Annotated in this window: 12 protein-coding genes; all 12 read left to right on the top strand. The window is 47.6% G+C overall.

All coding sequences use genetic code 11. The annotated features are described in order from the left end of the window. Positions 1–114: 114 nt before the first annotated feature. The 12 genes from V5T57_RS20400 to V5T57_RS20455 all read left to right on the top strand — a co-directional run bounded on the left by V5T57_RS20400 (position 115) and on the right by V5T57_RS20455 (position 4,873). Complete coding sequence (locus V5T57_RS20400; protein ID WP_332893116.1) at positions 115–240, top strand: hypothetical protein; 126 nt, start codon at positions 115–117, stop codon at positions 238–240. A gap of 15 nt (positions 241–255) precedes the next feature. Beyond that, positions 256–1,086: a major capsid protein P2 gene (locus V5T57_RS20405; protein WP_332893117.1), complete on the top strand. Its 831-nt coding sequence runs from the start codon at positions 256–258 to the stop codon at positions 1,084–1,086. Between the two features lie 9 nt (positions 1,087–1,095). Continuing rightward, positions 1,096–1,362, top strand: a complete 267-nt coding sequence (locus V5T57_RS20410; protein WP_332893118.1) for a hypothetical protein — start codon at positions 1,096–1,098, stop codon at positions 1,360–1,362. A gap of 198 nt (positions 1,363–1,560) precedes the next feature. Then, a complete protein-coding gene (locus V5T57_RS20415) occupies positions 1,561–1,995 on the top strand; it encodes a hypothetical protein (protein ID WP_332893119.1) in 435 nt (144 codons plus the stop codon). Beyond that, positions 1,995–2,345, top strand: a complete 351-nt coding sequence (locus V5T57_RS20420; RefSeq protein ID WP_332893120.1) for a hypothetical protein — start codon at positions 1,995–1,997, stop codon at positions 2,343–2,345. Before V5T57_RS20415 ends, V5T57_RS20420 begins: the two co-directional genes overlap by 1 nt. Further along, entirely contained in the window at positions 2,345–2,944 is a 600-nt protein-coding gene (locus tag V5T57_RS20425; protein ID WP_332893121.1) for a hypothetical protein, read from the top strand. The genes V5T57_RS20420 and V5T57_RS20425 overlap by 1 nt, the downstream gene beginning before the upstream one ends. Next, on the top strand, positions 2,944–3,471 hold the full coding sequence (locus tag V5T57_RS20430; RefSeq protein ID WP_332893122.1) for a hypothetical protein: 528 nt from the start codon (positions 2,944–2,946) through the stop codon (positions 3,469–3,471). The genes V5T57_RS20425 and V5T57_RS20430 overlap by 1 nt, the downstream gene beginning before the upstream one ends. Next, entirely contained in the window at positions 3,471–3,863 is a 393-nt protein-coding gene (locus V5T57_RS20435) for a hypothetical protein (RefSeq protein WP_332893123.1), read from the top strand. The genes V5T57_RS20430 and V5T57_RS20435 overlap by 1 nt, the downstream gene beginning before the upstream one ends. A gap of 29 nt (positions 3,864–3,892) precedes the next feature. Next, positions 3,893–4,348: a hypothetical protein gene (locus tag V5T57_RS20440; RefSeq protein ID WP_332893124.1), complete on the top strand. Its 456-nt coding sequence runs from the start codon at positions 3,893–3,895 to the stop codon at positions 4,346–4,348. Further along, complete coding sequence (locus V5T57_RS20445; protein WP_332893125.1) at positions 4,348–4,521, top strand: hypothetical protein; 174 nt, start codon at positions 4,348–4,350, stop codon at positions 4,519–4,521. Before V5T57_RS20440 ends, V5T57_RS20445 begins: the two co-directional genes overlap by 1 nt. A 6-nt stretch (positions 4,522–4,527) precedes the next feature. Continuing rightward, complete coding sequence (locus tag V5T57_RS20450; RefSeq protein WP_332893126.1) at positions 4,528–4,698, top strand: hypothetical protein; 171 nt, start codon at positions 4,528–4,530, stop codon at positions 4,696–4,698. After that, entirely contained in the window at positions 4,685–4,873 is a 189-nt protein-coding gene (locus tag V5T57_RS20455) for a hypothetical protein (RefSeq protein WP_332893127.1), read from the top strand. The genes V5T57_RS20450 and V5T57_RS20455 overlap by 14 nt, the downstream gene beginning before the upstream one ends. Positions 4,874–5,007 lie beyond the last annotated feature (134 nt).

A 5,007-nucleotide genomic window follows, 5' to 3' on the forward strand; every position in this document is an offset into this window, starting at 1 on the left:
TCCGTACGTACGGAATAGTTTTTAAATTTGCAACGGATCATCTCAGTTGATCATGGTAAGGCCACGTCTCGATGTAGAGGCGTGGCTTTTTCTATATCTGAGGAGACGGAACAAATGACAAAGGCTTGGTTTAAGAATGTGCTGGCCGTAGTGGCCGGTCTGGTTGTTGGTGGTTTGTTGTTTAAGTATATGGGTGATATGCCAGTGATTGAAGATGCTGCAGATGGCTTTGGTAACTAAGGGGAGGGTAGAGCAATGATGCTTGTTCGTATCGACTTGCCCGCATTTTCTGCTGTTGCTCCTGGGTCCTCGGCTAATTTGAGCATTCCGGTAACGGCTGCTTATACGGCTTTGTATGTGCGCATTCAAAGTGGTGCAACCCCTGCTGCCATGAGTCAGACAGACCAGAAAACACACATCGAACGCGTGAAGCTTAAAGCGGGTCGTAAGGTGTTAATGGACCTTACAGGGGCAAACCTTATTGCCCTTAATAATTTCTATGGAATTACGGCTGAAAGCGGTGTTTTGCCCATCGTGTTTGCGCGTCCATATCTGGAAAACGCCAACAACGTTGATTCTATGGCGCTTGGTACGGCTGACCTGACGAGTTGCACGTTGGAAATTAAGTTGTCGAATTCTGTGGTGTCTCCTGTCCTGGATGCTGTGGGTGAGGTTAAGGGGGAAGGTAATCACCCTATGGGCTCTATGATTGAGATTGGGGAGACCGATTACGGCTCTCTGGGTACCGCTGTGGAGCTTTCTGATTTGCCTGTAACCGGTCCTGGCGTTGGCCTTAAGGCGTTGCACTTCACCACAAGCAATATCAGCAATGTAGAGATTCAGGCTAACCGCCAGGAACTCTATCAAGCTGATACAGCTACGGCTAAAACGATGCAAAACATGGCGGCTATGAAAACCGGTGGGCGTAGTTGGCAATCTGGCATGGTGCATGTGGATATGGCAGGTAATCGTTTAGGGCGTGTGGTTAACACGTCTCCGTTCCGTGATTTTCGGGCAAAGCTTACCTTTGATTCAGCAACTGCTATGACCGTAATTCATGAAACCATTATGCTGGCTCGGGCATAAGGTGGCGTCATGTCTGGAAACTCGGAAGGAAGCACTTTTGGTGGGTTGTGGGACACGGTAAAAGAGGGTTGGGGTTACTGGATTGATTGGGAGGATGCGAAATGGAAGCGCGAAAACCAGACGGGCATGGAAACAAACGCTCCGGTAGCGGCTCCGGCTCCCGCTCAAGCAACCCCAACAAGTACCTCAAGCCTTAGCAAGTATCAGCAATATATGGTTTGGATTGCTCTTGCTGGGGTTGCGTTCACGGCTCTAACTCTATTTTGGCGCAAGTGATGTCATGTCGGGTTCGCTCGTTGGTGGTGATATGAATGGAATGCCCGCGTTACCATCCATTACGGGTGGCCCTGCTATGTCTTCAGCTTCTGCAAGGCAGTCGGTGTCATACAGTCCTTATACGTCCCCTATGATTATGGGGGATGATAAACCGTGGGTTTCTTTGGCTGTAATTGGTGTGGTGTTTTTGTTGGGGAGTTGGATGTGGAAACACAAGTAAGGTTAGTTAAAGACCTGTGGTCAGATCATGCCGAAAAACTGTTATCTGGTGCTTTAGACCCGGATGATAGTACTTACACCATCGAAGAGCTGAAAAAGGAAGTCCAGGCAGGGAAAAGCGAATTGTTCCGTTGTGAATTGCTGCTTGATGATGGCTGGCGGTTGCTGGGGTGGGGGGTCCTGTTTATTGAGGATTTTGGAGGAGGCCGTGAGTGTGTTTTTCAGGCTGGGGCATCCTTAACCCATGCGGTGAAGTCTTTGAAGGTTGCTATTCCTGCTGTTGAAGAGTGGGCAAGGTCAAACGGTTGCGTTTCAGTTCGTACACACATAGTCCGTGGCCGTGGCTCTCTGAAGCGTGCATTTCTTGGGGTGGGATTTAAAGAGGTGGAAACCGTGTTACGGGCCAAGCTGTAATGGGTGGAAAGTCCAGTAGTAGCAGTAGCAACAGTACCAGCCAGGAAACCAATGACCAGCGCATCCAGGTTGAAGACGGAATAGGCATTGGTGCTGGTGCTACTGTTACGCTTACAGACCCTGGGGTGATGGCTGCGTTTGAGTCGGTAGGGTCTGAGTTGGCACGCTCAATACCTGAGGTTATAGAACAGGTTACGGATTTAGCAGGTGATGTCATTAAGGACAATAACGCTGTAATGGCAGAGAGTGTAGAGGATAACGCTAAGGAAATTGCTGAAACGGCTGTTAAGTGGCTTTTTGGAATGGTTGCTGTGTTGGGGCTTGCCTTTATTGTTGTGGGGAAAAAATAGTGAGTGTGGAGCATATTCAAAGTGTTGAAGTAACTATTCCCGCCTATGGTCGAGAAACGATCCATGCATTGGGACAGAGTATTACGGTACTCGATTCAGATGGTACTTTCTTCATGGGTTTTGATAATAACGAGCCTGTAAGGACTGAGGCCGGGTTATCGTATAGCCTCCCATCGGCTATTAAAAAAATCTCATTTGAAAATAAAACCAATAATGATGTTTCTGTATGGCTTGCGGTTGGTGATGGTGTTGTACAGGACCGGCGCATGTCATTTACAGGAACAAATAATGTTGATATTTCGGGTGTATCTGTAGGTGGTGGTGTACTTCCTGTTGCGGTGTCCATAGGAGGTAGTGTTGTAAATACGGCTGTGTCTGTCGCTGCATCAGCAACAGAGTTGGTTGCTAGTGATGAAAGCCGTAAGGAGGTTCATGTGCAGCCAACCAATGGGGATATCTATATTGGGGGGGCCTCTGTAACGGCTACTAATGGCTTGTTGGTTAAGAAGGGCGTTCTCTATGTGTTGACATTAAAAGCGGCTGTTTACGCTGTGTCTGTGTCGGGTGGTGTTGATGTTCGTGTTATGGGGGTAAGTTGATGTCGTATGTTGTCCCTGTGTCGGCTCAATCGGGTTATGAATATCTGGAAACTATAGATGTTTTGTCTGCTGAAGCTTTTATAGATATCGATCTTTCACAGTACACAGATTATAAGGCTGTGCGTTTATCTATGCATGGCGTGAGCACTTCAGGCAGTGGCTATTTACAGCTTAAAGGCTCGCTTGATGGTGGGGTTAGTTGGTTGTCCACATCATCGTGGGTGACTGGCATAGGCCCGATTTCAGCCGTTGTTTTGGGTAATCAGCCGTCATCTATCATTAGGCTGTCAAATGCTATTGGCGGTGGGGTCGGGTATATAGAGGCTATCGTTTCATGTCCTCATGATGGGAATGCATCTGTTGTGGCAACACGTTATGCCTACAATGATACGCCAGGGCCTGCCGCATCCGCCTATAGTGGGGTCGGGGGTGGCGCTTTTTATTCTGGTGTTGTTGATATGCTACGCTTTCAAGCCAGTTCAGGTAATTTAATTGCGGGCAGGATTGTTGTTGAAGGGGTTTTGTGATGCCTTTTGTTGTTGTTCATAGTTACCGGGATAGTTTGCCAACTTCGTATAGTTTGGCTGATTCAGAAGAGTTAGCAAATGAAGCTGTTGAGCGTTCAAAATCAAAGGGTAACAGGTGGGCATTTTATGCGGCATTGCCTGATTCAGGTGTGGATTCTTGGCGGGTGGATCATAAAAACAGGTCTTTATTTGTTGATCAGTCTGTTAAGGAAAGAATGGCAATTGACAGATTGAAATCAGAAGCTTTGCAGGGCCTAAAAGACTCTGATTTGAGTATGTTGCGCTCATTGGAGGAGGCTTTTTCACAAATGATTGAGCAGGGTGTGATTGTGCCACATGAAGAGGCGGTTTCTAAGCTTGATATGCGCATGAAGTTAAGGTCTAAGTTGTGAGATTTGCAAAGGTCATAGGTTTAATGATTATGGCTTGGGTTCTTTTAAAGGTGGTGGTTGTTATGAAGCTGAAGCATTTCAAGGTGTCTGAATTTCGAGGGTTTTGGTTGCACTTATCAGTTGGCCTTTTGTTGTCATTGGATAAGTTGCGGGGGTTGATTGATGTGCCTATTACAATCTCACCGGCTGAAGGTGCGATTTTGCGGGTAGGGGAGGGGACCAGCCAGCACTTTTATGGTCGTGCGATTGATGTGTTAATCCCTGCTTCGGTAGATCCTGCATTCATTTTTTCCAAGGCTAAGGAGGCCGGGTTTTCAGGGGTTGGCTATTATCCTGAAACAGCAAGTGCAAGCCGTGGGTATCGTCGCTGGCATTTTGACGTGAGGCCGGGGGTGGGGTCTGATAATCCGGCAACTTGGGGTGAGTTGGCAGGGAAAACGGTATCCCTTTCAGATGCAATGAGCGCTTATCCTGGGGTGGCTTGATGCGTTATATCTGGATTTTACTGGGTGCATTGTTGGCGTTGTGGGGGCGTGCTGAAGCGGTCGAGCCTGCAATAGATAGTGATGATGCGGCAACGGCTAAGGTTGCTAGTAATGGCTTGTGGGCGTTGGTGGCTGGTTCTGTGGTTATTTTTTGGATATGGAAACGGAGTTAAGAGAAAATGGATAATTTTGTAGAGGTTTTTAATTTGGTAAGTGGTGTTGTGACGGTTGCGGGTTCTGTGGCTGCTATGACGCCAAACCCTAATGATGATGGGTGGGTTGCAAAAGCTAATGGTGTGGTAAACTTGTTGGCTTTGAATTTTTGGGGTGCTCGGAATGCTAAGTCTTGATCCCAACTGGGTCATGGTGTTGTTTGCTGTGGTGATTCAGCTTGTAGTGGTAGTGGCTGCGGGCTATGCCATCCGCACAGATGTTCAATGGATGAAACGCAACATTGAAGATCTGTGGGAAAAGCACGATGAACAACAAAAACGGTGTTTGGACTGTGCAAGGCAGAATTCATGAAAATGATGGGGTTTGCTTAACCTGGTCGTGGATCTGACCCGGCGCCAGGGTGGCCAGGGGCAAAAAGTAGGCACCATTATATAGTTTCATGAATGCAGGTTAAGAAAAGGGCTCCTTGAATGGGAGCCCTTTTT

This window comes from Magnetococcus sp. PR-3 (assembly GCF_036689865.1).
Lineage (GTDB): Bacteria > Pseudomonadota > Magnetococcia > Magnetococcales > Magnetococcaceae > Magnetococcus.

What these genes read in the sequence shown, in the direction of transcription:
- V5T57_RS20440 (WP_332893124.1), top strand. Translation starts at nt 3,893, where the DNA reads ATGGCTTGGGTTCTTTTAAAGGTGGTGGTTGTTATGAAGCTGAAGCAT.
- V5T57_RS20455 (WP_332893127.1), top strand. Translation starts at nt 4,685, where the DNA reads ATGCTAAGTCTTGATCCCAACTGGGTCATGGTGTTGTTTGCTGTGGTG.
- V5T57_RS20450 (WP_332893126.1), top strand. Translation starts at nt 4,528, where the DNA reads ATGGATAATTTTGTAGAGGTTTTTAATTTGGTAAGTGGTGTTGTGACG.
- V5T57_RS20435 (WP_332893123.1), top strand. Translation starts at nt 3,471, where the DNA reads ATGCCTTTTGTTGTTGTTCATAGTTACCGGGATAGTTTGCCAACTTCG.
- V5T57_RS20430 (WP_332893122.1), top strand. Translation starts at nt 2,944, where the DNA reads ATGTCGTATGTTGTCCCTGTGTCGGCTCAATCGGGTTATGAATATCTG.
- V5T57_RS20420 (WP_332893120.1), top strand. Translation starts at nt 1,995, where the DNA reads ATGGGTGGAAAGTCCAGTAGTAGCAGTAGCAACAGTACCAGCCAGGAA.
- V5T57_RS20405 (WP_332893117.1), top strand. Translation starts at nt 256, where the DNA reads ATGATGCTTGTTCGTATCGACTTGCCCGCATTTTCTGCTGTTGCTCCT.
- V5T57_RS20400 (WP_332893116.1), top strand. Translation starts at nt 115, where the DNA reads ATGACAAAGGCTTGGTTTAAGAATGTGCTGGCCGTAGTGGCCGGTCTG.
- V5T57_RS20445 (WP_332893125.1), top strand. Translation starts at nt 4,348, where the DNA reads ATGCGTTATATCTGGATTTTACTGGGTGCATTGTTGGCGTTGTGGGGG.
- V5T57_RS20410 (WP_332893118.1), top strand. Translation starts at nt 1,096, where the DNA reads ATGTCTGGAAACTCGGAAGGAAGCACTTTTGGTGGGTTGTGGGACACG.